This is a genomic window from Xanthomonas hortorum (assembly GCF_040279205.1).
Classification (GTDB): Bacteria; Pseudomonadota; Gammaproteobacteria; order Xanthomonadales; family Xanthomonadaceae; genus Xanthomonas; species Xanthomonas hortorum_F.
In genome coordinates, this window is sequence record NZ_JBEOLS010000047.1 from 1 (window position 1) to 25,615 (window position 25,615).

At 63.3% G+C, this 25,615-nt stretch carries 22 protein-coding genes and 1 other RNA gene; 10 read left to right on the forward strand and 13 right to left on the reverse strand.

Annotation, left to right across the window (positions count from 1 at the left end; genetic code table 11):
- Window positions 1-355 precede the first annotated feature (355 nt).
- From ABS769_RS16360 to ABS769_RS16380, 5 genes are all read right to left on the reverse strand, one after another.
- Window positions 356-1,072, reverse strand: a complete 717-nt coding sequence (locus tag ABS769_RS16360) for a TorF family putative porin (protein WP_317062460.1) — start codon at window positions 1,070-1,072, stop codon at window positions 356-358.
- Between the two features lie 300 nt (window positions 1,073-1,372).
- Window positions 1,373-2,404, reverse strand: a complete 1,032-nt coding sequence (locus ABS769_RS16365) for a sulfate/molybdate ABC transporter ATP-binding protein (RefSeq protein ID WP_023902846.1) — start codon at window positions 2,402-2,404, stop codon at window positions 1,373-1,375.
- Between the two features lie 7 nt (window positions 2,405-2,411).
- Window positions 2,412-3,365, reverse strand: a complete 954-nt coding sequence (cysW, locus tag ABS769_RS16370) for a sulfate ABC transporter permease subunit CysW (RefSeq protein ID WP_023902845.1) — start codon at window positions 3,363-3,365, stop codon at window positions 2,412-2,414.
- Window positions 3,362-4,222 carry a sulfate ABC transporter permease subunit CysT gene (gene cysT / locus ABS769_RS16375; RefSeq protein WP_043888978.1) on the reverse strand — a complete coding sequence of 287 codons (861 nt, stop codon included), beginning with the start codon at window positions 4,220-4,222 and terminating at the stop codon, window positions 3,362-3,364. Before cysT ends, cysW begins: the two co-directional genes overlap by 4 nt.
- A gap of 3 nt (window positions 4,223-4,225) precedes the next feature.
- Entirely contained in the window at window positions 4,226-5,326 is a 1,101-nt protein-coding gene (locus ABS769_RS16380) for a sulfate ABC transporter substrate-binding protein (protein ID WP_317062462.1), read from the reverse strand.
- Between the two features lie 91 nt (window positions 5,327-5,417).
- On the opposite strand from ABS769_RS16380, the gene kbl reads away from it, so the two are divergent.
- The gene (gene kbl / locus ABS769_RS16385) at window positions 5,418-6,626 is read left to right on the forward strand and encodes a glycine C-acetyltransferase (protein WP_317062463.1); all 1,209 of its coding nucleotides are present in this window, start codon (window positions 5,418-5,420) and stop codon (window positions 6,624-6,626) included.
- On the forward strand, window positions 6,626-7,015 hold the full coding sequence (locus ABS769_RS16390) for an HNH endonuclease (protein WP_317062464.1): 390 nt from the start codon (window positions 6,626-6,628) through the stop codon (window positions 7,013-7,015). The genes kbl and ABS769_RS16390 overlap by 1 nt, the downstream gene beginning before the upstream one ends.
- Here the strand turns inward: ABS769_RS16390 and ABS769_RS16395 are convergent.
- The 3 genes from ABS769_RS16395 to ABS769_RS16405 all read right to left on the reverse strand — a co-directional run bounded on the left by ABS769_RS16395 (window position 6,969) and on the right by ABS769_RS16405 (window position 9,643).
- Window positions 6,969-7,820, reverse strand: a complete 852-nt coding sequence (locus ABS769_RS16395) for a pseudouridine synthase (protein ID WP_317062465.1) — start codon at window positions 7,818-7,820, stop codon at window positions 6,969-6,971. The two genes, ABS769_RS16390 and ABS769_RS16395, sit on opposite strands and share 47 nt — an antisense overlap.
- A 19-nt stretch (window positions 7,821-7,839) precedes the next feature.
- Window positions 7,840-8,355 carry a hypothetical protein gene (locus tag ABS769_RS16400; protein ID WP_023902840.1) on the reverse strand — a complete coding sequence of 172 codons (516 nt, stop codon included), beginning with the start codon at window positions 8,353-8,355 and terminating at the stop codon, window positions 7,840-7,842.
- Between the two features lie 190 nt (window positions 8,356-8,545).
- Complete coding sequence (locus ABS769_RS16405; RefSeq protein ID WP_023902839.1) at window positions 8,546-9,643, reverse strand: OmpA family protein; 1,098 nt, start codon at window positions 9,641-9,643, stop codon at window positions 8,546-8,548.
- A 412-nt stretch (window positions 9,644-10,055) separates the two neighbouring features.
- On the opposite strand from ABS769_RS16405, the gene ABS769_RS16410 reads away from it, so the two are divergent.
- Window positions 10,056-11,078: a zinc-binding alcohol dehydrogenase family protein gene (locus tag ABS769_RS16410; protein ID WP_317062466.1), complete on the forward strand. Its 1,023-nt coding sequence runs from the start codon at window positions 10,056-10,058 to the stop codon at window positions 11,076-11,078.
- 159 nt (window positions 11,079-11,237) lie between these two features.
- Window positions 11,238-13,277 carry an NADPH-dependent 2,4-dienoyl-CoA reductase gene (locus ABS769_RS16415; RefSeq protein ID WP_317062467.1) on the forward strand — a complete coding sequence of 680 codons (2,040 nt, stop codon included), beginning with the start codon at window positions 11,238-11,240 and terminating at the stop codon, window positions 13,275-13,277.
- A gap of 182 nt (window positions 13,278-13,459) precedes the next feature.
- Here the strand turns inward: ABS769_RS16415 and ABS769_RS16420 are convergent.
- Window positions 13,460-13,536: non-coding RNA, sX9 sRNA (locus tag ABS769_RS16420), on the reverse strand.
- A gap of 191 nt (window positions 13,537-13,727) precedes the next feature.
- On the opposite strand from ABS769_RS16420, the gene ABS769_RS16425 reads away from it, so the two are divergent.
- The 3 genes from ABS769_RS16425 to ABS769_RS16435 all read left to right on the forward strand — a co-directional run bounded on the left by ABS769_RS16425 (window position 13,728) and on the right by ABS769_RS16435 (window position 16,957).
- Window positions 13,728-15,041, forward strand: coding sequence for an MFS transporter (locus ABS769_RS16425; protein ID WP_317062468.1), 1,314 nt, complete (start codon window positions 13,728-13,730; stop codon window positions 15,039-15,041).
- A gap of 773 nt (window positions 15,042-15,814) precedes the next feature.
- Window positions 15,815-16,276: a cell wall hydrolase gene (locus ABS769_RS16430; RefSeq protein ID WP_316694014.1), complete on the forward strand. Its 462-nt coding sequence runs from the start codon at window positions 15,815-15,817 to the stop codon at window positions 16,274-16,276.
- A 66-nt stretch (window positions 16,277-16,342) separates the two neighbouring features.
- The gene (locus ABS769_RS16435) at window positions 16,343-16,957 is read left to right on the forward strand and encodes a glutathione S-transferase family protein (protein ID WP_317062469.1); all 615 of its coding nucleotides are present in this window, start codon (window positions 16,343-16,345) and stop codon (window positions 16,955-16,957) included.
- A gap of 173 nt (window positions 16,958-17,130) precedes the next feature.
- On the opposite strand, the gene ABS769_RS16440 is transcribed toward ABS769_RS16435, so the two are convergent.
- Window positions 17,131-18,117, reverse strand: a complete 987-nt coding sequence (locus ABS769_RS16440; RefSeq protein ID WP_006450657.1) for a malate dehydrogenase — start codon at window positions 18,115-18,117, stop codon at window positions 17,131-17,133.
- A gap of 116 nt (window positions 18,118-18,233) precedes the next feature.
- The gene (locus ABS769_RS16445) at window positions 18,234-18,728 is read right to left on the reverse strand and encodes a peptidylprolyl isomerase (protein WP_006450656.1); all 495 of its coding nucleotides are present in this window, start codon (window positions 18,726-18,728) and stop codon (window positions 18,234-18,236) included.
- 217 nt (window positions 18,729-18,945) lie between these two features.
- Here ABS769_RS16445 and typA point away from each other — a divergent pair, with 217 nt between their 5' ends.
- From typA to ABS769_RS16460, 3 genes are all read left to right on the forward strand, one after another.
- Entirely contained in the window at window positions 18,946-20,775 is a 1,830-nt protein-coding gene (gene typA, locus ABS769_RS16450; protein WP_006450655.1) for a translational GTPase TypA, read from the forward strand.
- Between the two features lie 72 nt (window positions 20,776-20,847).
- Window positions 20,848-21,267 carry a DUF2127 domain-containing protein gene (locus ABS769_RS16455; RefSeq protein ID WP_183086881.1) on the forward strand — a complete coding sequence of 140 codons (420 nt, stop codon included), beginning with the start codon at window positions 20,848-20,850 and terminating at the stop codon, window positions 21,265-21,267.
- Window positions 21,268-21,372: 105 nt separating this feature from the next.
- Window positions 21,373-23,004 (forward strand): amidase, encoded by a 1,632-nt coding sequence (locus ABS769_RS16460; RefSeq protein ID WP_317062475.1) that lies wholly within the window; start codon window positions 21,373-21,375, stop codon window positions 23,002-23,004.
- Here ABS769_RS16460 and ABS769_RS16465 read toward each other — a convergent pair.
- Entirely contained in the window at window positions 22,994-24,121 is a 1,128-nt protein-coding gene (locus tag ABS769_RS16465; RefSeq protein WP_074056773.1) for a mechanosensitive ion channel family protein, read from the reverse strand. The two genes, ABS769_RS16460 and ABS769_RS16465, sit on opposite strands and share 11 nt — an antisense overlap.
- Window positions 24,122-24,205: 84 nt before the next feature.
- On the reverse strand, window positions 24,206-25,597 hold the full coding sequence (locus ABS769_RS16470) for a class II 3-deoxy-7-phosphoheptulonate synthase (RefSeq protein WP_023902829.1): 1,392 nt from the start codon (window positions 25,595-25,597) through the stop codon (window positions 24,206-24,208).
- Window positions 25,598-25,615: the final 18 nt, after the last annotated feature.

Sequence of the window (25,615 nt, forward strand, 5' to 3'; positions counted from 1 at the left end):
CGCAAAAAAGCGTGCCGGCCAGCGGCCGGCACCTACCGATGAACGCGCCTGAAGGAAACCGCTCAAAGGTCGCGGGTTGAGGCCCTGATCAACACAGTTGCTACACGGACGTACTTGCGGCGTGTCCTGCGACGGTGGGCGGGCAAGGGCCCTGCACCCAAGCCCCAGATCAACCGCTCTACAAGTGATCCATCCGCACGATGCAATCACTCCAACACAAAACAACCGATATCTAGAGTTCTGGCGTCGTCTAGATGCAGAGGCTGATGTAAAGACCGAAGACTCGGAGCATCAACTCTTCCCGCCTCACAACTACACGGCCAAGTTGTCAGAGCCGCCGTTTAGTCGATCGCCATCAAGGCCAGGTGACCGTCGCAGTCGCCACCAGATGGTTCTGCGAATTCTGCCGACCGAAGCCGAATTCGGCCGCTTCGCTGGTGTCGTAATAGCCCACGCTCAAACCCAGCGGACCGAACGCCTTGCCGACATTCACCCCGAAGTCGTTGTAATCGTGATCCACCTGACTGAGCGCCGAGGTGTAAACGCTGTGCCCGGCGTGCGCGTCGAACGTGAAGTCGTACGGCAACGTCCAGTTGGCATCGAGCGCGTAGTAATAGCCGTCGGTCTTCGACCCATACAGATCGTTGGTATAGGCAACGGTCAAGCTATAGGTCTTCAAAAACGTGGTCTTGGTGATCAGTTCGGCGTAGTTGGACGCGCCGGCTCCCAGGTACTGGTAGCGGTTGACCATCACATCGAAATTCCAGTTCGTGCCCAGATCGGTGTTGTAGCCGACAAAGCCATCCACTTCCCAATCCGGATCGCCCGCACCGTAATCGACATTGGAGGTCCAGGTGCCGATGTACACGCCGAACGGCGTCGTGTACGTGAGTCCGGCCTGGAAGGCGGGCTCTTCATTGGTCTGCGAGATACCACGGAACAGATAATCGCTGGTGACCGCAAACGTGCCACTGAAGGGCGACGCTGGCGCTTCTTCATCCTGCGCATGCGCCAACGGCACGACACCGAGCAACAACAACGACAGACAACACGCGAGTGGGGACGGCTTCATGGAGCATCTCCTGGGACGATGGGCGGTCGGATGACGCGAAGCGAGGCTGCAATGACTTTATTAGTCCAACTGTCATTGCAGCGCAACATCAACGTCGTGCGCTTTTGAACCAGCACACAGGCCTTAACCACCGATGGTCCTGATCAGGATGCCCATCTCATCGACTGAATGCGCAGGATCTTGAGATTGGGGATTGGGGATTGGGGATTCGTAATGCCAAAGCAAAGGCGGACCCCGCTCTGCGAATCCCGAATCCCTACTCCCAAATCCCCATTCAATACCGGCCCAGCCGGCGTTGAATCACACCGGAAACACCCCGTAATGCCGCGCCGCCAGCCTTAGCTGCTGCCCTGGCTGAAAACTCCCCGCCGAGGCCGGCAGTTCCACTTCCACCTCGTTGCCTGCCGGCTCCAGCGTTGCGCGCAGACGCAGACGCGCCCCGCTGCGCTGCGACCAGGCCACCGTCGCCGGCCAACCGGCGTCATCGGGCACCAGATCTTCCGGTCGCACATACACCTCGACCGGGCCAGCAGCCAACGCGGCATTGGCCGCCGGCAATGCATGCCCGGCCACCTGGATCCGACCTTCCGCCAGCACACCAGGAATGCGGTTCACCGCGCCCACGAACGAATACACGAACGGCGATGCCGGCTTGTCGTAGATCATCGCCGGGGTATCGAGCTGCTCGATGCGGCCGCGGTTGAGGATCGCCACCCGGTCGGCCAGTTCCAGCGCTTCTTCCTGATCGTGGGTCACGAACACCGTGGTCAGACCGGTACGTTCGTGCAGCTCGCGCAGCCAGCGGCGCAGGTCGCGGCGCACCTGCGCATCCAGCGCGCCGAATGGCTCGTCCAGCAGCAGCACACGCGGCTCGATCGCCAACGCACGCGCCAGTGCCACACGCTGACGCTGACCACCGGACAGCTGGGTGGGATAGCGCTGCTCCAGGCCATGCAACTGCACCAGCGCCAGCAATTCTTCAACGCGTGCGCGGATACGCGCTTCAGCCCAACGCTCGTTACCGCGCCGCACCCGCAAGCCGAAGGCGATGTTCTCGAACACGTCCATATGCTTGAACAGCGCGTAGTGCTGGAACACGAAGCCGACCCGGCGCGACTGCACGCTCATGCGCGTGGCATCTTCGTCGCCGAACAGCACCTGCCCGCCATCGGCATGCTCCAGCCCGGCCATGATGCGCAACAACGTGGTCTTACCTGAGCCCGACGGCCCCAGCAGTGCCAGCAACTCACCCTGGCGCACGTCCAACGTGATGTCGTCCAGCGCAGTGAACGTGTCGAACTGCTTGCGCAGGCGGTGGATGCGGATGCCCATGTTCACCTCAATGTCGGTGGTTGGCGGCGAGCGAATCACCATGCCGCCATTCCAGATACGTCTTCAGCGCCAGCGTCAGCAGCGCGGTCAATGCAAGCAGCGAGGCACACGCAAACGCGGCGCTGTAGGCGTATTCGTTGTAGAGAATTTCCACATGCAACGGCAGCGTGTTGGTGCGCCCGCGGATATGCCCGGACACCACCGACACCGCACCGAACTCGCCCATCGCGCGCGCCGCGCACAACAGCACGCCGTACATCAGGCCCCAACGAATATTGGGCAAGGTCACCCGCCAGAACATCTGCCAGCCGCTCGCGCCCAGGCTCAATGCCGCCAGTTCTTCATCGCTGCCTTGCTGCTCCATCAGCGGCATCAGCTCGCGCGCGATAAACGGAAACGTGACAAAGGTCGTCGCCAGTACGATGCCCGGCAGCGCGAACACGATGCGCGGCAGCTGAATCAGCATCTCGCCAAAAAACGGCAGCTGCACCTGCCAACCTTCGTCGATCAACGGCCACGCCCAACCGCTGCGGCCGAAGATCAGCACGAAGATCAAACCCGCCACCACCGGCGACACCGAAAACGGCAGGTCGATCAGGCTGATCAGCAAGCGCTTGCCGGGAAAGCGATGCTTGCTGACCGCCCACGCCGCTGCCACCCCGAACACCAAATTCAGCGGCAGCACGATCGCAGTCACGATCAAGGTCAGCTTGATCGCCGACAACGCATCCGGGTCGACCACCGCGCGCAAGAAAGTTTCCCAACCGCCCCGCAGCGCCTCGGCAAACACCAGCACCAACGGCAGCAGCAAAAACGCCAGCAGGAACAGCAATGCGCCCAGGATCATCAACCACTGCACCCAACGTGGCTCGTTGGTGGCCGAGTCGGTGATGCGGCGCGCCTGTTCGGTCATTGTGCGGTTCTGCAGCATGGAGGGCAGCGACGAAACAGCATCGTTCATGCGGGCCTCCGTTGATAGCGCAGCAGGCGTGCCTGCAGCGTATTGACCACCAGCAGGATCACGAACGACAGCAGCAGCATTGCCGCCGCAATCGCGGTGGCGCCGGCATAATCGAATTCTTCCAGCCGGATGGTGATCAGCAGCGGCGCGATCTCGGTGGAATTGGGCAGATTGCCGGCGATGAAGATCACCGAACCGTACTCACCCACGCCGCGCGCGAAGGCTAGCGCAAACCCGGTCAGGACCGCTGGCCACAGTCCCGGCAGCACCACCCGCCAGACCGTCTGCCAACGCGAGGCGCCCAGCGTGGCGGCGGCCGCTTCCAGTTCGCGCTCGCTCTCGGCGAGCACCGGCTGCACCACCCGCACCACGAACGGCAGGCCGACAAACACCAGCGCCAGCACGATCCCCAACTGCGTATAGGCGACCTTGATACCGATCGCCTCCAGCCAGCGCCCAACCCAGCCGTTGCCGCCATACAACGCAGTCAGCGCGATACCTGCAACTGCGGTTGGCAACGCGAATGGCAGATCGATCACCGCGTCGAAAAAGCGCTTGCCCGGGAAGTTGTAGCGCACGAACACCCACGCCACCCAGGTGCCCATGAGTGCGTTGAAGGCGCCGGCCACGAACGCCGTACCGAAGCTCACCCGCAACGCCGACAACACCCGTGGCTCGCTCCACACCCGCCACAGACCATCCCAACCCAATCCGCTGGTTTTGATGAAGATGCCCAGCAGCGGGATCAACACAATCAATCCCAGCCAGGTCAGCGTAATTCCAAGACTCAAGCCCAACCCCGGCATCACGCGTCGGCGCGATGACGGCGCTGGATGGGGAGCAACCGACATCTGCATTGCCTACTTTTTTGCCTGGATCTGATCGAACACACCACCGTCGGCGAAGTGTTCCTGGTGCGCCTTGTCCCACGACCCGAACGCTTCCTGGATGGTCACCAGCTTGATGTCCGGGAAACGCGCCAGATCGGCCGGGTCGGCAAATTCCGGGTGACGCGGGCGATAGAAATGCTTGGCCGCCAGTTTCTGGCCTTCCGGCGCGTATAGATACTTCAGGTAGGCCTCGGCCACATCGCGCGTGCCGTGTTTGTCGACGTTCTTGTCGACCAAGGCCACCGACGGCTCGGCCAGGATCGACAACTTCGGCACCACGATCTCGAACTTGTCCTTGCCCAGTTCATCGCGCGCCAGCAGCGCTTCGTTTTCCCAGGCCAGCAGCACATCGCCGATCCCACGCTGCACGAACGTGGTGGTGGCGCCGCGCGCACCGGTGTCCAGCACCGGTACATTGCGGAACAGCGCCTGCATGTAGCGCACGATGCGCTCGCGGTCGCCCTTGAAGATATGGTCGGCGTAGGCCCAGGCAGCCAGGTAGTTCCAGCGCGCGCCACCAGAGGTCTTGGGGTTGGGGGTCACCACCGCCACGCCGGAGCGCAGCAGGTCCGGCCAGTCCTGGATGTTCTTCGGGTTGCCCTTGCGCACCAGAAACACGATCGTCGAGGTATACGGCGCGCTGTTGTCGGGCAGGCGTTTTTCCCAATCGCTGTCGATCAGCTTGGCCTTCTCGGCGATCGCGTCCACGTCGTAGGCCAGCGCCAACGTGACCACATCGGCCTCGATGCCGTCGATCACCGCGCGCGCCTGCTTGCCGGAGCCGCCGTGCGAGGTTTCCACCGTCACCGTGTCCTGCGGATGTTGCTGTTTCCAATGCGCGGCGAACGCGCTGTTGTAGTCGCGGTAGAACTCGCGGGTGGGGTCGTAGCTCACATTGAGCAGACCGATGTCGCGCGCGCCAGCCGGGCCGGCCAGGGCCAGCAAGCTGCACAACAGGATCGACACGAAGCGGTAGCGGGGGTGGGTCACAGCAATCTCCTGGCCGGTTGGGCGCAGCTGAACAGCAAGCATGCCATGCTGCGCAGCGCTACGCGGGCGGTGAAATGACATACACGCCTGCGCTTATACCGATTTTGCATGACGTAGTGGTATGCCGCCGTGATCGTTAAAATCGTGCTTCTTTCTTTCCACTGCGATCGCCATGACCAACGCTCCCGCCGCGCTGACCGCCCATTACGCCGCCGAACTGGAGGCGATCCAGGCCCAGGGCCTGTTCAAGTCCGAGCGCATCATCACCGGCCCGCAGGCGGCGCAGATCACCCTCGCCGACGGCCGCAGTGTGCTCAACTTCTGCGCCAACAACTATCTGGGCCTGGCCGATCACCCGGACATCATCCAGGCCGCCAAGGACGCGCTGGACACGCACGGCTTCGGCATGGCCTCGGTGCGCTTCATCTGCGGCACCCAGGATCTGCATAAGCAACTCGAGCGCACCATCGCCGACTTCTTCGGCACCGAGGACACCATCCTCTATGCCGCCTGTTTCGATGCCAACGGCGGCCTGTTCGAACCGCTGCTCGGCGAGCACGATGCCATCATCTCCGACGCGCTCAACCACGCCTCGATCATCGACGGCGTGCGCCTGTGCAAGGCCAAGCGCTTCCGCTATGCCAACTGCGACATGGCCGATCTGGAAGCGCAGCTGCAGGCCGCCGATGCGGCCGGCTGCAAGACCAAGTTGATCACCAGCGACGGCGTGTTCTCGATGGACGGCTTCATCGCCCCGCTGGACGAGATCACCGCCCTCGCCCGCAAATACAACGCGCTGGTGCATATCGACGAATGCCATGCCACCGGCTTTCTCGGTGCGAGCGGCCGCGGCTCGGCCGAGGTCAAGGGCGTGCTGGACCAGATCGATATCTTCACCGGCACGCTGGGCAAGGCGATGGGCGGCGCACTGGGCGGCTTCACCACCGCCAAGCGTGAAGTCATCGAACTGCTGCGCCAGCGCTCGCGTCCTTATCTTTTTTCCAATTCACTGCCGCCGCACGTGGTGGCTGCCGGCATCAAGGCGTTCGACATGCTGGATGCCGCCGGCGAGCTGCGCACGCAGTTGGTCGAAAACACGCGTTACTTCCGCGAGCGCATGACCGCCGCTGGCTTCGACGTCAAACCTGGCGTGCATCCGATCAGCCCGGTGATGCTCTACGACGCACCGCTGGCGCAGAAATTCGCCGAGCGCCTGCTGGAAGAAGGCATCTACGCCATCGGCTTCTTCTTCCCGGTGGTGCCCAAGGGCCAGGCGCGCATCCGCACCCAGATCAGCGCCGCGCACACCCGCGCGCAGCTGGATCAGGCGATCGCAGCATTCATCAAGATCGGCCGCGAACTCGACGTCATCAAAGACTGATGCGCACGGTGCTGCGCCAACGGCTGTTGCTGGCGGCGCACACCGATGCCCAGGCGCATTTACTGGACGGCAGTTGGGAAACCCGCTGCCTGCATTGCCGTCGGCGCTTGCAGCTGCGCGCCGATGGCGAACCGCTCGGCCACACCACGCTGGAACACGTAATCCCGCAGGCCTGGTTCGGCCGTCGCGCGGCGGCCGCGCTGTGCGCGATGGTCGGTGACGATCCGAATGCGGCGCGTAATCTCGCCCTGGCCTGTGCCAGCTGCAATCACGCCAAAGGTCGCCGTCACGATGCCAACGGCGCCGGCGACGCACGTGCTTTTGAAGTCGTCAGCGCCTTGCTCAGCGCGCGCCTGGCGCGCTGGCGGGAGCCGCCGTCAGCGCCCTGACTTCCTCGGCGCTGAGCATGCGCCACGCGCCTTTGCCCAACTCGCCCATCGCCAGCGCACCGATCGCCACCCGCACTAGACGCAGCACCCCGATCTCCAGCGCCGCCAACAAGCGGCGGATCTGCCGATTGCGGCCCTCGTCCAGCACGATCTCCAGCCACGCGTTGCGCTCGCCTTCGCGCAGCACGCCAACGTGCTTGGCGCGCAGCAACGCACCATCGCTCTCAGGATCGGGATCGACCACACCGGCCTGCAACTGTGCCAGTTGCTCGGCACTCGGGCGGCAATCGATCTGCACGTGATAGGTCTTGTCCGGCCCGGTCGCAGGGTCGGTCACCGCCGCCGCCCATTGCGGGTCGTTACTGAAGAGCAGCAGCCCTTCGCTGGCCTTGTCCAATCGCCCGACCGGCGCGATCCACGGCAATCCGGCACCATCGAAGCAGCGATACACCGTGTCCCTGCCCTGCTCGTCGCGCACGGTCGTGACCACGCCGCGCGGCTTGTTGAGCATCAGATAGCAGCGCGCCGGCCCGGCCAACGGCTGCCCGTCGACGGTGATGCTCGACTGCTGATCGGCGCGGATCGGATATTCAGGGTCGTGGACCACACGCGCAGCCACGCTGACCCGCCCTTCGGCGATCCAGCGTGCCGCTTCGGTACGCGAACACACGCCCAATTTGGACAGCACGCGCGCCAGCCCGTGGCGCGGTGCGGTAGTCGCGGTGGCCGTAGCGGAGGCGCGCGAAGCACCGGCAGGACCACGCTTGCGTTGCCGGGACGTTGCCGGCGGAGGCCGCCGGGTCATGCCGTCCCGACCGTGCCGCTTACTTGTTTTCGACCGACTTGGCGTCGGCCGCAGGCGTTGCAGTTGCCGCAGCGGCCGGAGCCGGCGCAGCCACCGGACGCGCCTTGACCACACGCACACCGCGCGCCTTCATCCAGGCATCGAATTCTTCGGCGGTCATGCGCTTGCCGTTCTGGCTCATGTCAAAACGCCACGGTGTGTTGTCGAACGCAGTGGTGGCCTTGTAGGCGGCCGGATCGTTCGAATTGACGGTGCCGCCGGGCGGAATCACCTTGGCCAGGTCCTGGCAGCCTTCCACGCGCAACCGCAGCAGCACGCGGTCCACCGATTGCTCGCTGGTGTAGGGCTGGGCCAACACGCCGGTGGGCATGCCCAGCTGGACGCTACGGGTGTAGAACTCGGCGGCCGCCGGCGCAATCACCGTGGCAGGCAACGGCAGCGGCTGGGACACCGTGCTGCCGGCGCAGTTCGGGGCGGCGTAAGCGGCAGGAATCAAAGCGAGACAGAGCAAACCTGCCGTGGCGGTACGCAGCATCGGGTTCTTCCAATTATGAGTTTGGTGTTGACGCGGCGAGTGTAGGCAGCGATGAACGCTGTTTCAACCGGAACCGTGCCTGGATGGCAACACAGACAGGTTTGGCGGCGACTCGACGCACTTTTCCTGGTCCTACAAAGACAAAACCCGGCACAAGGCCGGGTTTTGTATGTAACAGCTAGCTATCCAATTAGTTCTGGACGTTCAGCTCGGTACGACGGTTCTTCGCACGGCCTTCCGGATTGTCGGAACCATCCGGGTTGGCGTTCGGAGCAATCGGACGGCTCTCGCCGTAGCCGATCGGGCCGACCAGACGCGACGCATCAACGCCGTTCTTGGTCAGGTAGTCGTACACGGTGGTCGCACGACGCTCAGACAGCTTCTGGTTGTACGCGTCGGTACCCTTCGAGTCGGTGTGACCGGCAACCTCGACCTTCAGGTCGGGGTAACGCTTCAGGATCTCGGTCGCTTCGCTCAGGATGGACTGTGCGTCCGGACGCAGGGTCGACTTGTTGAAGTCGAAGTTCACGCCCTTCAGGTCGATCGACACAGGAACCGGGCAACCGTCCGGACCGATGGTCTGGCCAGGCTGCGAAGCCGGGCACTTGTCGTCGCAGTTGTTGACGCCGTCACCGTCGTCATCCAGGTCTGCGCAGCTCGGAGCAACCGGAGCCGGAGCCGGCGGCGGAGCGGTCGACGGAGCCGGTCCCAACGGGATCACGACGCCGACCGAAGCCAGCACGTCGCCGAACCAGTCTTCCTGCGGAGCAGCAACGCTCTGGTCGTTGAAGTCAGCGCGGTAGGCCAACTCGGCACGCACGGCAACGCGCTTGTCGAAGGTGGTCTGCAGACCGACACCAGCCTTGGCGGCAAAGTTGCCGTCTTTCTGCTGGCCCGGCGAAACCGGGTTCGGGGTTGCGTCGAACTCTTCTTCCGAACGCTGGTAGCCCAGGCCGAACAGGAGGTAGGGGTTCCAGCCGCGGCCTTCAGCGATGAAGTGGCGACGCAGGTCGAACGAGATGCCGTACTGGCTCCAGTTCTGGTCCTGGTTGGCATCGAAATTCGGGTTCTGATAGTTCAGCTCGCCGTCGATCGACCAGTTCGGGCTGACAAACTTGCCCAGACCCAGGGTCACGAACGGAGCATCATTGGTCAGACGATCGCTGTCCTGGAAGTTGAAGCCAGCGCTACCGGTCAGGTACCAACGGTCATCGAATTCCTGCGCGGAAGCAGCCTGGGCAAACGCCAGGCCGCCAAGCAACGCGGCAGTGAGAATTTTCTTGTTCATGTATACAGCTCCTTCTTTGGGAGATAAACCGATAGAGGCATTGTTCTTGGTAAAGATGCTCGTCACATCCAGAGCCATCGGGGCGCAGATTAAGCCGGCTTCAGTGAAGATCGCGTTAACGGACATATAACATGTGAAAGCAATCAACAGAGACGGCGATCCCACTCAATACTACGTATACAGCTTCATGAAGGAAAGGACCGGGCGCCCAGTTAGCACAATTGCCCCGCATGAACGGCAGCCCAATTAAGCCAGTTGAATACGCTTGCGCTCTCCTCCCGGGGGACAGGCGGCATGACTCCGCGACCACATTGGTGAATGCGAGCCCTAGTCCGAGCTGAATTGTGGGCTTGGTGGTTGCGGGCCAACGGCGTCACAACGCACCCTGAACTCCCCCACACAGAGCGCCTCGATGAAAGCCATCGCCATCACTCGCCATCTTCCAATCGACGATCCCGAGTCGCTGCTTGACATGGAGCTTCCGACGCCTGCGGCGCCGTCCGGGTATGACTTATTAGTGCGTGTGGAGGCGATCTCGGTGAATCCGGTCGACGCCAAGGTGCGTGCGCACAAGCCGCAAACGCTGGATGCGCCGAAAATTCTCGGTTACGACGCCGCCGGCGTGGTCGAAGCGGTCGGCCCGGAGGTCACTGCATTCGTGGTGGGCGACGAGGTCTATTACGCAGGAGATATCGGAAGGCCGGGCAGCAACGCGCAGTACCAGTTGGTCGATGCGCGCATCGCCGGCTGCAAGCCGACCTCGCTCAGCTTCGCCGAGGCGGCTGCGTTGCCGCTGACCACGCTGACCGCGTGGGAGTTGTTGTTCCAGCGCATGCCGTTCGCCTTCGACGGCGCACGCAATCGCGGCAAGCACTTATTGATCATCGGGGGTGCCGGTGGCGTGGGCTCCATTGCGATCCAGCTGGCGCGGCATGCCGGCTTCACGGTCATCGCCACTGCATCGCGGCCGGAGACGATTGAATGGGTACGCCAAATGGGCGCGCAGCATGTGATCGATCACCACCAACCGTTGCACCCGCAATTGCAGGCGCTAGGCCTGCAGAGTGTGGATGCGGCGCTCAATCTGGCCGACACCGACCGCTACTGGCAGCAGTTGGGCGAGATCCTGGCACCCCAAGGACACGTGGGCTTGATCGTGGAGCCGCGCGGCCCGCTGTCGATTGGCGACCCGTACAAATCCAAGTGCATCGGCATCCACTGGGAACTGATGTTCACGCGCGCCCGTTATGCAACAGAAGACATGGTCGAGCAGCACCGCATCCTCAATCGTGCCGCCAGCCTGATCGATGCCGGCGAACTGCGCACCACACAGACCGAGACGCTGTCGCCGATCAATGCGCAGCAGTTGCGCGAGGCGCATCGGCGGCTGGAAAGCGGCAGCACGATCGGCAAGTTGGTGTTGGCGGGCTGGTGATCGGCGTCGCTGGTTGAGTTTGCCCGCTGCGTTTGCGCGGGCTTGCGGGTCCCGCCCCCTCCTGCAGACTGCCCCCAGCACCGGCCGCGTGCGTCAAGACTTGCCGACACGCCCGTTTGCCTGCATCGTGCGCACTCCGTACGCCAGCGTATCCATATCATGTCGCCCGCCACCGGCCTGCCTGACTCGCCCTACCCGCACCTGTTCACCCCGCTCGATCTGGGTTTCACGCAATTGCGCAATCGCGTTCTGATGGGCTCGATGCACACCGGTCTTGAAGACCGTGCGCGCGATTTCCCCAAATTGGCGGCGTATTTCGCCGAGCGCGCGGCCGGCGGGGTCGGGCTGATCGTCACCGGTGGGTTTTCGCCGAATGTGGTGGGCTGGCTCAAGCCGTTCGGCGGCAAGCTGTCGTGGCCGTGGGAAGTGCGCCCGCATCGTCAGGTCACCCGTGCAGTGCACGCACACGGCGCCAAGATCTGCCTGCAGCTGCTGCACGCCGGGCGCTACGCCTATCACCCGTTGTCGGTGGCGCCGTCCGGGCTCAAGGCGCCGATCAACCCGTTCACCCCGCGCGCGTTGTCGGCACGTGCGGTAGATCGGCAGATCGCCGCCTATGCGCGCGCGGCGCGGCTGGCGCGCGAGGCCGGTTACGACGGCGTGGAAGTGATGGGGTCGGAAGGCTATCTGATCAACGAATTCACCGCCGCGCGCACCAACCAGCGCAGCGATGCCTGGGGCGGCGATGCGATCAAGCGCATGCGCTTTGCGGTGGAGATCGTTCGGCGCATCCGCGAGGCCTGCGGGCCGGACTTCATCATCATCTATCGGCTATCGCTGGTGGATCTGGTCGATGACGGCAACCAGTGGCAGGAGATCCTGGCGCAGGCGCAGGCGATCGAGGCGGCTGGCGCCACCATCATCAATTCCGGCATTGGCTGGCACGAGGCGCGCATCCCGACCATCGCCACCTCGGTGCCGCGCGCGGCGTTTGCCGGGGTGACCGCCAAGCTCAAGCCGCACCTGCGCATTCCGGTGGTGGCAACCAACCGCATCAACATGCCCGAAGTGGCCGAGCGCATCCTGGCCGACGGCGCAGCCGACATGGTGTCGCTGGCGCGTCCACTGTTGGCCGACCCGCAATGGGCCAACAAAGCCAGCGCCGGCCAGTCGCACACGATCAATACGTGCATCGCGTGCAACCAGGCCTGCCTGGATCATGTGTTCGACAACAAGCTGGCCAGCTGCCTGGTCAACCCACGCGCAGTGCACGAAACCGAGCTGATCTACACACCGACCACCACGCCAAAGCGCATCGCGGTGGTCGGTGCAGGCCCTGCCGGATTGGCCTGCGCAACGGTGGCGGCCGAGCGTGGCCACCAGGTGACCTTGTTCGATGCAAGCAATGAAATCGGCGGGCAATTCAATGTCGCCAAGCGCATCCCGGGCAAGGAAGAATTCAACGAGACGCTGCGCTATTTCGGTCACCGTATCGAAGCCACCGGCGTAGCGCTGCGGTTGCAGACACGCGTGCAGGCGGCTGACCTGAAAAACTTCGACGAGATCGTGCTGGCCACCGGCATCGAGCCGCGCAAGGTGGACTTCCCCGGTGCCGATCATCCGATGGTGGTCAATTACCTAGACATAGTGCTGGGCCGCCATGTAGCGGCCGACAAGGTCGCCATCATCGGCGCCGGCGGAATCGGTTTCGATGTCGGCGAATTTCTGGTGCACGAAGGCGTCTCGCCATCGCTGGATCCGGCACGCTGGATGGCCGAATGGGGCGTGGACCCCAGCTTCGAAACACGCGGCGCGTTGGCCAAACCGCAACCCGAGCGCCCTGCCCGTCAGGTCTGGCTGCTGCAGCGCAGCCCCGGCAAACCCGGCGCACGTCTGGGCAAGACCACCGGCTGGATCCACCGCGCCACGCTCAAGGCCAAGGGCGTCAAGATGCTCGGCGGCGTGGAGTATCTGGGCGTTGACGATGCTGGTCTGCGGATCCGCGTGGAAGGTACCGAGCAACTGCTCGATGTCGGCACGGTGGTGGTCTGCGCCGGGCAGGAACCGCGTCGCGAGCTGCTGGCCGCGCTGCAGGCAAACGGACAACAACCGCATCTGATCGGCGGTGCGGATGTTGCCGCCGAACTGGATGCCAAGCGTGCGATCAATCAGGCGTGCCGGTTGGCAGCAACCTTGTAACGCGCTTGCACGCGATGTCGTAGAAGCTACAGCCGTTCTTCATTACGACGCCAGAGCGGGTGTGTGCATCTGCAAGAGAGCCGCATTGGTTTCACTTCGATGCTGATATCGGCGGTCTTTAAGGCAACCGCCGGTCTGCTCGGCAGACCCTTGCGCAAGTGCACGCGCGGGCGCCTTAAAGCGGCTAACAAAACGTAGCGAGCAGTTGTCAGGTGGACGTGGATGGCGCGCTAAGAACTGCAGTGTACGAGTGGTACATGCAGATGCCGAGCACCGGCCGCACCCGCGTGGCGGTGAGCGCAGTCGCTTTGTTAGCCGCTCTTAGATTGAGACAGATCGGCACCGGCGTCGACGCTGCCATCAATGGCGCGACACCACCGGGTACGCCGCTGGTCGGAGCATGCTCGGTACATTCTTTTTTCTGTCGCGCGGCTCGGCTATAAAACCGGCATGCCATCGATCCGGACTGCATCGCCGCCTCCTACACTCCCGCCCGCAGCGTTGCTGGCCTACGCTGCGGCGCATTTCGGCAAAAGCCTGCTCTGGTACACCGCAGAATTACTGCTGATTTTTGCGTTGACCGAATACGTCGGACTGGGCGCGATTGCGGCTGGCGTCTCGGTCGCTGGCGGCCTGGTCGTGAGCGCAGTGATGGGCGTGTTCGCAGCGAAGCGCTGGAGTGCCGGCGCCAGCCTGGCGTGGGCTGGGCGGTCGCAATGCCGCGGCATTGGGCTGGCAGCTGTCGCCTTGTCGTTGGTCTTTGTAACGCCGGCATTTCCGCCCGATATCCGCTTGATCAGCGTCCTGCTGCTCAGCCTGCCATTTCGCGCCGCATATGCAATCGGCGACGTGGCACAGAACACCTTGTTGGGATTGGCCCACTGGCCTTGGCATGGCGAGCGCGGCGTCAGTGCGCTGCGTCTGATCGGGAGTGGGCTGGCCGCGTTGTTGGTCAGCGCAGCGATCGGCCTGCTACTGAAAGACGGCACTAACACCGCCGCATCGACTGCACTGATGATCGTCGCGCTGTCCGGCAGCATCGCACTGCTATCGGCGTGGTGGTTACGGCAGACGCTGCAGCGCCACGTACACGTGCTTGCAGGCGCTGCAACACCGCCATCTGCGCCACGATGGCAGCGCGATCAGTTACTGCCGTTGGCCGTCATCGCAGCACTGGCGTTGGCACTGCCGACATTTACCAAATTGGCGCCGTATCTGGCGCAGTCGCGTATCGGCTCGGCGGGATGGGGTAGCGCGGTGTTGATTGCCTATGCGCTTGGCAGCGTCTTCGTGCAGCCCTTAGCTGCCCGCTGGCCGACTGTGGCAATGCGCCGACTAGGCGTCAGCGGAGCGGCGTTGGCCGCACTTGGGCTGGCGTTCGCCATGGCTGTCTCTCGCCACACCATGCTGGATGCCAGCCTGGCCTTCGGCATGGGTCTGGCGGCGGGCAGTGCCGGGCAATGGGTCTGGGCACGGCATGCAGAACTCGCCTCGCGCCACGGCCCAGCACAGCAGGCGCGCGGATTCGCCGCACTCACCGCCACCGCCCAACTTGCATTGGCAGCAGGCAGTGCATTGATCGGATTGCTACTTGGCGCATCCGACTATCGCTCTGGTCACAACGCGCATCTGGCGTGGGCAATGGCATTGGGTCCGATGATTTGCGGTGTGCTGTGCGTGTTGATCGCCTGGGCCGGCAGCGCCTTTGTGATATCTGGAAAACGCAGATCTGTCGCAGAAGCGCTGCCTTCGCGCCACGTATAATCATCTCGATAACGCAGCAAGAGCTTTAGCGATTGCACCTGACGTTCTTCGCTGATTGCAATGATGCGCACCAGCAATCGCACTGCATGCAGTACATGCACAAAAAATCTTCTGTGCCACATTGAATTGAAGCGCTTCATTCATTACGCACGATGCGGTCAAAACTGTAGCGACTTAGAGCGGCTAACAAAACATCGTCGTCCGCTGCCGACACTGATACACCTGCGCGAAGCTATCAACGCAAGCCATGTGCGGACCATTGCGTTAAGCACACCCACATGTGCATCTCGATACATAGTCGATGCGCCTGAAATCGGCGCCTAGGCATAGTAGTGAGTGATGATGGCGTGTAGCACAGAACATATTTGGTGCGGCATACGCAACATCCGTGCATGCAGCGCAAGACAATCACAGTGTGCAATTGCCAAACACTGCATGCGTATCGCGCAGCTCTAAACTTCAATATGTGCAGTCGCTACATGGATGCGACGCATCTCGTTGTTGCATCGCAAAGCTTTCATCCAGCGAAGCACTAGACACAGCAGGCAATCACGCGCGTCAACCCTGCCCATTCAGCAGGGATTATGTGATCGCCGCCTACCTTGCGCCAACTTTTTGACCCACCGCATTTGGTGGGCACCTTCGGCAGATGTGTCTTTCGCCGGAGACTTGGCGGCCCTTGGCAGGTCGCCTCCCCATGACGCCAAGCCCTTCGCACTGGTGCATCCACTTTGGATGGCCTGCGGATCGGCCCATACGGAGCAAGGAGTTCTATGAAACTGGCTTGGATACTTTGGCTGTCGCAATTATTGCCGCAGCCGGCTGCAGATTCGTTGTGTTTGAGTACCACCGTATACCTGGAAGCACGCGACCAGACCGTACGTGGCCAACAAGCCGTTGCAGAAGTCGCGTTGCGTCGTCTGGACAGTGGTCTGTGGGGCGATTCGATGTGTCAGGTGGTCACCGCGCGCAAGCAGTTCGCGCCGACCATCGTGTCACCGGGAACTCAGCTCAAGAATGACGATGCCTGGAACAAGGCGTTAGGTGTGGCATTGGCCGCAGAGCGCAACTGGGCGTTACCGGTGGGCCAACGCAAAGAGATCGTGCCAGGCGCGAGCCACTTTGCCGCCAGCGCGATTGCGAGCCCCAGCTGGCGCAATGCGTATCAGGTTGCCACCATCGGCGACCACACGTTCTATCGCGTGCAGAAGCTGCGTCCACGCACTGCATCCTGACGCTTTCCACGCACGCGCGCATGCGTTGCCGCTAAGCTTGCGCCTTCGTTCTCGCGTGGAATTCCTATGAAGCTGTACACCAAGCCCGGCGCGTGCTCGCTGGCAGATCACATCGTGTTGCGCTGGTCGGGCCTGCCGTTCGAGCTCACCGTTGTCGATGCCGCCACGATGAAGTCTCCCGAGTATCTGCGCCTGAATCCGGCCGGCGCGGTTCCGCTGTTGGTGGTCGACGATTGGGCGTTGAATCAGAACGCGGCCATCCTCAACTACATCGCCGACATTGCACCGCTTACCGGTCTGTCCGGCGACGGCACTGCGCGCAGCCGCGCCGAGATCAATCGCTGGATCGCCTTCGCCAATGCCGATGTGCATCCGACGTTCAAGCCGATCTTCGGCAGCACTGCGTATCTGCAGGACGAGGCACTGCTTGCGCGCAGCCACGACGACGCACGCAGCAAGTTGCGCACCTTGTACGAACGTGCCAACACGCACCTGCAGGATCGTACCTGGCTGGCCAGCGACACCCATACCGGTGCCGATGCGTATCTGTTCGTGACCTTGTTGTGGGCGCAGAAGGTCGGCGTGGATTTGAGTGGCTTGAATGCACTGGATGCGTTCTTGCAGCGCATGCTGGCCGATGCCGATGTGCAGGCCGCATTGAAGGCCGAAGGTCTGGCGTAAGCCGAGCGCATCGCGCGAGTTGATCAGAGTGCGGCGGCAGCACCTACCGCACAGAGAGTCCCACATCGACGTGCGTGATTGATTTCTGGCGCCACAACGCAACGCATCAGCTACACGAAGCATAAAAAACGCCGGGCACTGCCCGGCGTTTTCGTTACAACCTAAAGCAAAAATCAGCCCAGCAGATGCGACACGCCGCTGCGCTCTTCTTCCAGCTCGGCCAGGGTCTTGTCGATGTACTTCTGGCTGAAGTCGTCGATCGGCAGATCCTTGACCAGGGTGTACTCGCCATTGGCGGTGATCACCGGGAAGCCGAAGATCACGCCTTCGGGAATGCCGTAGGAGCCGTCGGACGGCACGCCCATGGTCACCCACTTGCCGTCGCTGCCCAGCACCCAATCACGCACGTGATCGATGGCGGCATTGGCGGCCGACGCAGCCGAAGACAGGCCGCGCGCTTCGATGATCGCCGCGCCGCGCTTGCCCACGGTCGGGATGAAGGTGGACGCGTTCCATTCCTGGTCGTTGATCGCATCGCCGATGGAGGCGCCATCGGAAGTGGCGAAACGGTAGTCCGGGTACATGGTCGGGCTGTGGTTGCCCCACACCACCAACTTCTCGATACCGCCGACCGGCTTGCCGAGCTTTTGCGACAGCTGGCTCAGCGCGCGGTTGTGGTCCAGACGCAGCATGGCGGTGAAGTTCTTCGGGTTCAGATCCGGCGCCGACTTCATCGCGATGTAGGCATTGGTGTTGGCCGGGTTACCGACCACCAGCACCTTGACGTCACGCTTGGCGACCTTGTTCAGGGCAGCGCCCTGCGCGGTGAAGATCTTGGCATTTTCCAGCAGCAGGTCCTTGCGCTCCATGCCCGGGCCGCGCGGACGCGCGCCAACCAGCAGCGCAACGTCGATGTCCTTGAACGCCACTTCGGCGTCGTCGGTGCCGACCACGCCGGCCAGCAGCGGGAATGCGCAGTCTTCCAGCTCCATGATCACGCCCTTGAGCGCGGCCTGGGCCTTTTCATTGGACAGTTCCAGCAATTGCAGGATCACCGGCTGATCCTTGCCCAGCATTTCGCCGGAGGCGATGCGGAACAGCAGGGCATAGCCGATCTGGCCGGCAGCGCCGGTCACGGCAACACGAACAGGTGCTTTCATGGGGAGTTTCCTCTGCTAAAAAACGTGGGTGGAGGTGCACGCTGGCGTAGCGCAAGGCCTGGCGGCGCGCAGTGACAAGCGAACGGCCGCACTTGGCGGCCGTTCGGGGAAAGACATCAGGCGGCGAGGATCTTGTTCCACTCCGCGACGCGGTCGGCCTTGGCGGCCAGCACGGCGTCGGTATCGCCTTCGATCGTCACCTTGTTGATCACATCGCCCTGGGCGACCGCATCGACCACGTCCAGGCCCTGGGTGACCTTGCCGAACACGGTGTGCTTGCCGTCCAGCCAGTTGGTGGCGACATGGGTGATGAAGAACTGGCTGCCGTTGGTGTTGGGGCCGGCATTGGCCATGGACAGCACGCCGCGGTCGTGACCGACGCCGTTGTTGGCTTCATCTTCGAAACGATAGCCCGGGCCGCCGCGGCCGGAGCCTTCCGGGCAGCCGCCCTGGATCATGAAGTCGGCGATGACGCGGTGGAAGCTCAGGCCGTCATAGAAGCCGCGCTGGACCAGGTTGACGAAGTTGGCAACGGTCAGCGGGGCCTTGTCGGCGAACAGCTCAACCACGATCGGGCCGCGGGTGGTGTCGAAATGGGCAATCAGGGACATGGAAATCCTTGCAGGTTTCAGGGTGTATGACAGCCCATTAGAATACACCCCGGCGCGCAGCCGGCCGTGCAGGCGTACGACCATGGTCGGGGGTGCACAGCAAGCTGAATGGGCGTTTTGAACCTTCTGACGGCCGGGCGCAACGGCACGGCAACGAAACCGCTATAATGTCGGGCTTACCTTCTCAAGACTGGCGCCAGACAGGGGCCCTTTCCGCATGTCCATCGAAAAACTCCGCAATATCGCCATCGTCGCGCACGTCGACCACGGCAAGACCACCCTCGTCGACTGCCTGCTGAAGCAGTCCGGCACCCTGTCCGAACGCACCGTGTTGGCTGAGCGCGTGATGGACAGCAACGATCAGGAAAAGGAACGTGGCATCACGATCCTGGCCAAGAACACGGCCATCACCTGGAACGGCAACCGCATCAACATCGTCGACACCCCAGGACACGCCGACTTCGGTGGCGAAGTCGAGCGCGTGCTGTCGATGGTGGACTCGGTGCTGATCCTGGTCGACGCGATGGATGGCCCGATGCCGCAAACGCGCTTCGTGACCCAGAAGGCCTTTGCGATGGGCTTCAAGCCGATCGTGGTGGTCAACAAGATCGACCGTCCCGGCGCGCGCCCGGACTGGGTGATCGACCAGGTGTTCGACCTGTTCGACAAGCTCGGCGCAACCGACGAGCAGCTGGACTTCCCGATCGTCTACACCTCTGCATTGAACGGCTACGCCAGCCTGGATTCGAGCGTGCGCGACGGCGACATGACCCCGCTGTACGAAGCGATCATGCAGCACGTGTCGGCACCGGACGTGGATCCGGACGGCCCGTTCCAGATGCGCATCAGCCAGCTCGATTACAACAACTTCGTCGGCGTGATCGGCATCGGCCGCATCCAGCGCGGCGTGTTGAAGAAGAACATGCCGGTCAGCGTGATCGACCGCGAAGGCAAGAAGCGTCAGGGCAAGGTGCTGCAGGTACTAGGCTTCCTGGGCCTTGAGCGCATCGAGCAGGACACCGCCGAGGCCGGCGACATCGTGGCCATCTCCGGCGTGTCCGAGCTGACCATTTCAGACACCGTGTGCGCGCTCGACGCGCCGGAAGGCCTGCCGCCGCTCACCGTGGACGAGCCGACCATCTCGATGACCTTCCAGGTCAACAACTCGCCGTTCGCCGGCAACAAGGACCTGTCCGGCGGCAAGTTCCTGACCAGCCGCCAGCTGCGCGACCGTCTGGACCGCGAGAAGGTGCACAACGTGGCATTGAAGGTCGAGGAAGGTTCCGACGCCGACAAGTTCCTGGTCTCCGGCCGTGGCGAACTGCATCTGTCGGTGCTGATCGAAAACATGCGTCGTGAAGGCTACGAGCTGGCCGTGTCGCGTCCGGAAGTGATCATCAAGGAGATCGACGGCAAGCAGATGGAGCCGATCGAACAGCTTGTGGTCGATATCGAAGAGCAGCACCAGGGCGGCGTGATGGAAAAGCTGGGCAGCCGCAAGGGCCAGCTGAAGAACATGGAGTCGGACGGCAAGGGTCGTGTGCGTCTGGATTACATGATCCCGGCCCGTGGTCTGATCGGCTTCCAGAACGAGTTCCGCACCCTGACCCAGGGCTCGGGCCTGCTGTTCCACGTGTTCGACCATTACGGTCCGAAGGAACAGGGCGCGATCGCCAAGCGCCAGAACGGCGTGATGATTGCCAACGCTGCAGGCGCCACCCCGGCCTATGCGCTGGGGCCGTTGGAAGAGCGTGGCCGTCTGTTCGCTGCCGAAGGCGACAACGTGTACGAAGGTCAGCTGGTCGGTATCCACTCCAAGGACAACGATCTGACCGTCAATGCGATCAAGACCAAGCCGCTGACCAACATGCGCGCCTCGGGCAAGGACGATGCGATCAAGCTGACCCCGGCGATCAAGTACACGCTAGAGCAGGCACTGGACTTCATCGAGGACGACGAGCTGGTTGAAGTCACCCCGAAGGAAATCCGCCTGCGCAAGAAGGGCCTGACCGAAAGCGATCGTAAGCGCTCCGGCCGTTCGGGCTGAGTTGCTGGTTAGCCCACGGTCGTGAGCAACAAACCCTACAGCCCGGATCCGCGTGCGCATCCGGGGCTGCATGTGATCGCCTTGCTAGAGGCGGTCAAAGGGACGCTTGCGCTGTTGGCGGCGACGGGCCTGGAAATTCTGGGCCCGCTCCCGCTGCAAAACGCGGTCAGTACCCTGATCCGCCGTTTTAGTCTGGATCCCGACCACGGCGCACTGCCGTCGTTGCTCAAGACCATCAGTCCCGACGCTGTCCATCTGGCCGCTGCCGCCATGCTGGCCTACGGCCTGCTGCATGTGGTGGAAGCCTGGGGGTTGTGGCGTGCCAAGGCATGGGCCTCGCTATTGGGCTGCCTGTCGGCGGCCATCTATCTGCCATTCGATATCTACGCCATCGTCCGCCATCCCGGCTGGACCGCCTGGGGCGTACTGGCAATCAATCTGATCGTGGTCGGCGTGCTGGCACGCGATCTGCTCAAGCGCCGGCGTCGCTGACGCACCCTGCCCGTCTGCGGGCACGCCCTACACGTTGTCACCCCGACGCAGCGCCGTTAGCCTGCGAACAGTCCTCCGGGGAGACCGTCAATGCGATCCACCACCTTGTCCTTTGCGCTATTGCTTGCGCTGTGCGGCTGTGCGCATGCCGATGGCCCTGCGCCCGTTGACGGCCTGACACAGGTCGATGCAAACGTACCGACCACCGAGCAACTGGATCTGACCGATGCCGACATCGCCGGCCTGCAGGCGCGGATGGCTTCCGGCAAGACCAGCAGCCTGGCACTGACGCGCGCATACCTGCAGCGCATCGCCACGCTCGATCGTGCCGGCCCCACACTCAACTCGGTGATCGAACTCAATCCGCAGGCCGAAGCGGACGCACGCGCATTGGACGCCGAACGCCGCGCCGGTCGCGTGCGCGGCCCGTTACATGGCATTCCTGTGTTGCTCAAGGACAACATCGATGCGGTGCCGATGGTCAACAGCGCCGGCTCGCTGGCCCTGGCCGATTTCAAGCCCAGCCGCGATGCGTTTCTGGTGCAGCGCCTGCGCGCGGCCGGAGCGGTGATCCTGGGCAAAACGAATTTGAGCGAATGGGCCAACTTCCGGTCTACCAAGTCCAGCTCCGGCTGGAGCGCACGTGGTGGGCTGACCCGCAATCCGTACGCGCTGGATCGCAATCCCTGCGGCTCCAGTGCCGGCACGGGCGCTGCGATCGCCGCCAGCCTGGCCACCGTCGGCATCGGCACCGAAACCGATGGCAGCATCACCTGCCCGGCCTCGGTAAATGGATTGGTCGGACTCAAACCGACCGTGGGCCTGATCAGCCGCGACGGCATCATCCCGATCTCGACCAGCCAGGACACCGCCGGCCCGATGACGCGCAGCGTTGCCGATGCTGCCGCGTTGCTGCAGGCGATCGCCGCACCCGATCCGCAGGATCCGGCCACACGCGATGCGCCGTCTTCAACACCGGACTATCTCGCGCACCTCAAACCCGATGGCCTGCGTGGCGCGCGTCTGGGCCTGTTGCGCAACCCGCTGCGCGAAGATCCCGCCATTGCCGCAGCACTGGATCGCGCCGTGCAGAGCCTGCGTGCAGCGGGTGCCACGCTCATCGAAACCAGCCTGGCCACCGACGGCAAGTGGGATGCCGCTGAGCAGACAGTGTTATTGGTCGAATTCAAAGCGGGGTTGAATGCCTATCTGCGCAGCCACGCCGCACCGGTGTCGAGCCTGGAACAGCTGATCGCCTTCAATCGCACGTATGCGCAGCGCGAGATGCCCTACTTCGCGCAGGAGCTGTTCGAGCAGGCGCAGGCGGCACCTGGCCTGGAAGACCCCGCGTATCTCACTGCGCGCGCCACCGCCAAACGGCTGGCCGGGCCCGAAGGCATCGACGCCGCACTGAAGGCCCATCGCCTGGACGCGCTGATCGTACCGACCACCGGCGCCGCCTGGGTCACCGATCTGGTCAAGGGCGATACCTTTCCCGGCGCCGGTTACGGTGCCGCCGCGGTGGCCGGTTATCCCAGCCTGAGCGTGCCGATGGGGCAGACCCAGGGCCTGCCGCTCGGCCTGCTGTTCATGGGCAGCGCCTGGAGCGAGCCGCGCTTGATCGAACTGGCCTACGCCTTCGAGCAACGCAGCAAGGCGCGCTTTGCGCCCAGCTATGCGCCGAGCGCACCGGCCGCTGCGTCCACGGCCGTGCCGGTGCCTGTGCCTAAACCGTAGTCGCAGGCTCGCCGTCTTCTGCACCGGGCGAGCGCACGCTCTCCTGGGCGATCGGCTCGGCTGCATGCACCGGCGGCTTTTCCTGCGCCGCGATCTCGGCGCGGATCCTGGGCAGCGCGTAAGCGTGCTCACGGGTGAGGAAGTCGATCATGCGCTCACGCGCGATGCAGCGCAGATCGAACGCATCGCCCGAATTACGTGCGCTCACCAGCAGACGCACCTGGATCGTGCTCTCGCTGGTTTCCGTCACCTGGGTCACGCATACGCGCCCATCCCAGAGCGGCTCGCTTTTGCAGATGCGCTCCAACTCCGCGCGCACCGCCGCGATCGGGGTGCGGTAATCCAGCCACAGGAACGCGGTACCGAGCAGATCGGCGCTGCTGCGTGTCCAGTTCTGGAACGGGTGCTCGATCCACCAGGTCAACGGCACCACCATGCGCCGCTCGTCCCAGATCCGCACCACTACATACGAGCTGCCGATCTCCTCGATGCGGCCCCACTCGCCTTCCACAATCACCACATCGTCCAGCCGGATCGGCTGCGTCAACGCGATCTGCAGACCGGCGATCAAGTTGCCGAACACCGGCTTGGCCGCGATACCGGCGACCAGCCCGATGATGCCGGCCGAGGCCAGCAGTGTCTTGCCGATCTGGCGCACTTGCGGAAACGTGAGCAACACCACCGAGATACCGAGCAGGATCACCGCACCCATCACCACCCGGCTCAGCACACGGGTCTGGGTCTGGATACGCCGTGCGGTGAGGTTGTCGGACACCTCGATCGGGTTGCTGCGCAGAATCGCCATCTCGCCGGCGGCGACCGCGCGTACCAGCAACCAGGTCACGCAGCCAACGATGCCGACATGCAACAGATGCTGCACCGCTGCCAGGCCCTTGCCCGATAGCGGCGTCGCCTCGGTCGCGATGCCCAGAAACAGCAACGGCAGGATGAAGGCAGCCGGCAGGGTGACCACGCGGATGATGCGTGCGCGGCGATAGTCGCGGCCCTGCATGCGGCGAAACAGCCACAGCATCAACGACCAGACGACGATGCCCGCCAATAGCGAGGCACCAAGCGGGATTGCGTATTCGCGGATGACGTTCCAATCGGCAGTCAAACCGTTCCTCCTGTGGGGGGAAGAGGGGTGGCTGCAGGATCATGCCGCAAGCGGCATGAGCATCACGTCATACGCACATTGAAATCACGCGCCCAGCGGTTGCGCCACCACCTGTTGTTGCTTGCGCACGATCGCCATCGCAATTTCCAGCGACTGCTCATAGTTCAAGCGCGGATCCACGCTGGAACGATAGGCGCGCTCCAGATCGCGCTCGGTCAACTCGCGCGCGCCGCCGGTGCATTCGGTGACGTCTTCGCCGGTCAACTCCAGATGCACGCCGCCCAGCCGCGTCCCGGCCGCCGCGTGCAGATCGAACGACAACTCCACCTCGCTGCGGATATTGTCGAAACGCCTTGTTTTGTAGCCATTTCCGGTACTTTCGGTATTGCCATGCATCGCATCGCAGACCCACAGCACACGCCGCCCATCGCGCTTGACCGCATCCAGCAGCGGCGGCAACTTTTCGGCGATCTGCGCCGCGCCCATGCGGTGGATGAAACTCAAGCGGCCGGGTTCGTCTTCCGGATTGAGCACATCGATCAGACGCAGCAACTGGTCCGGCTGTACCGACGGCCCGACCTTGATCGCGATCGGATTGCGCACGCCACGCAGATACTCAACATGCGCGCCATCCAGCGCAGCGGTGCGCATGCCGATCCACGGGTAATGCGTACTCAGGTTAAACCAGCCCCACTGGCGCGGCACCTGACGGGTCAAGCCTTCCTCGTACGGCAGCAACAGCGCCTCGTGCGAGGTGTAGAAATCGATGCGATTGAGGTTGTACACCTCCGCCCCGGACAAGGTTTCCATGAAGCGCACTGCATCGCCGATTGAGGACACCATCTTTTGGTAGTCCGCCGCCAGCGGCGAATAGCCCACCCAATCCAGATTCCAGTATTCGGGGTGGTGCAGGTCGGCAAAGCCACCGTCAATTAAGGCCCGCACAAAATTCATCGTCATCGCCGAGCGCGAATGCGCGGTGATCATGCGGCGCGGATCCGGTATGCGCGCCGCTTCGGTAAACGCCGGCGCATTGATCACATCGCCGCGATAACTCGGCAAGGTCACCCCATCGCGGGTTTCGGTGTCGGCCGAACGCGGCTTGGCATACTGCCCGGCAAAGCGTCCTACGCGCACCACCGGTAGGTGCAGGCCGTGCACCAGCACCAGGCTCATTTGCAGCAGCACTTTCAAGCGGTTGGAGATCGTGCCCGATTCGCAATCGCTGAAATTCTCCGCGCAATCGCCACCTTGCAGAAGAAAACGCTTGCCTTCCTGGGCCTCGGCCAGCTGGCGCTTGAGCGCAAAGATTTCCCACGAGGTCACCAGCGGCGGCAGCTGCCGCAACTCGTCCAAGGTGTGCTCCAACGCAGCTGCGTCCGGGTAGGTCGGCATCTGCAGCGCCGGACGCTGGCGCCAACTCTGCGGCGACCAGTGGTCTGCCTCGTTGACGGACGGATGAAGGGAAGCGGACATCGTGAACTCCAGAAATCT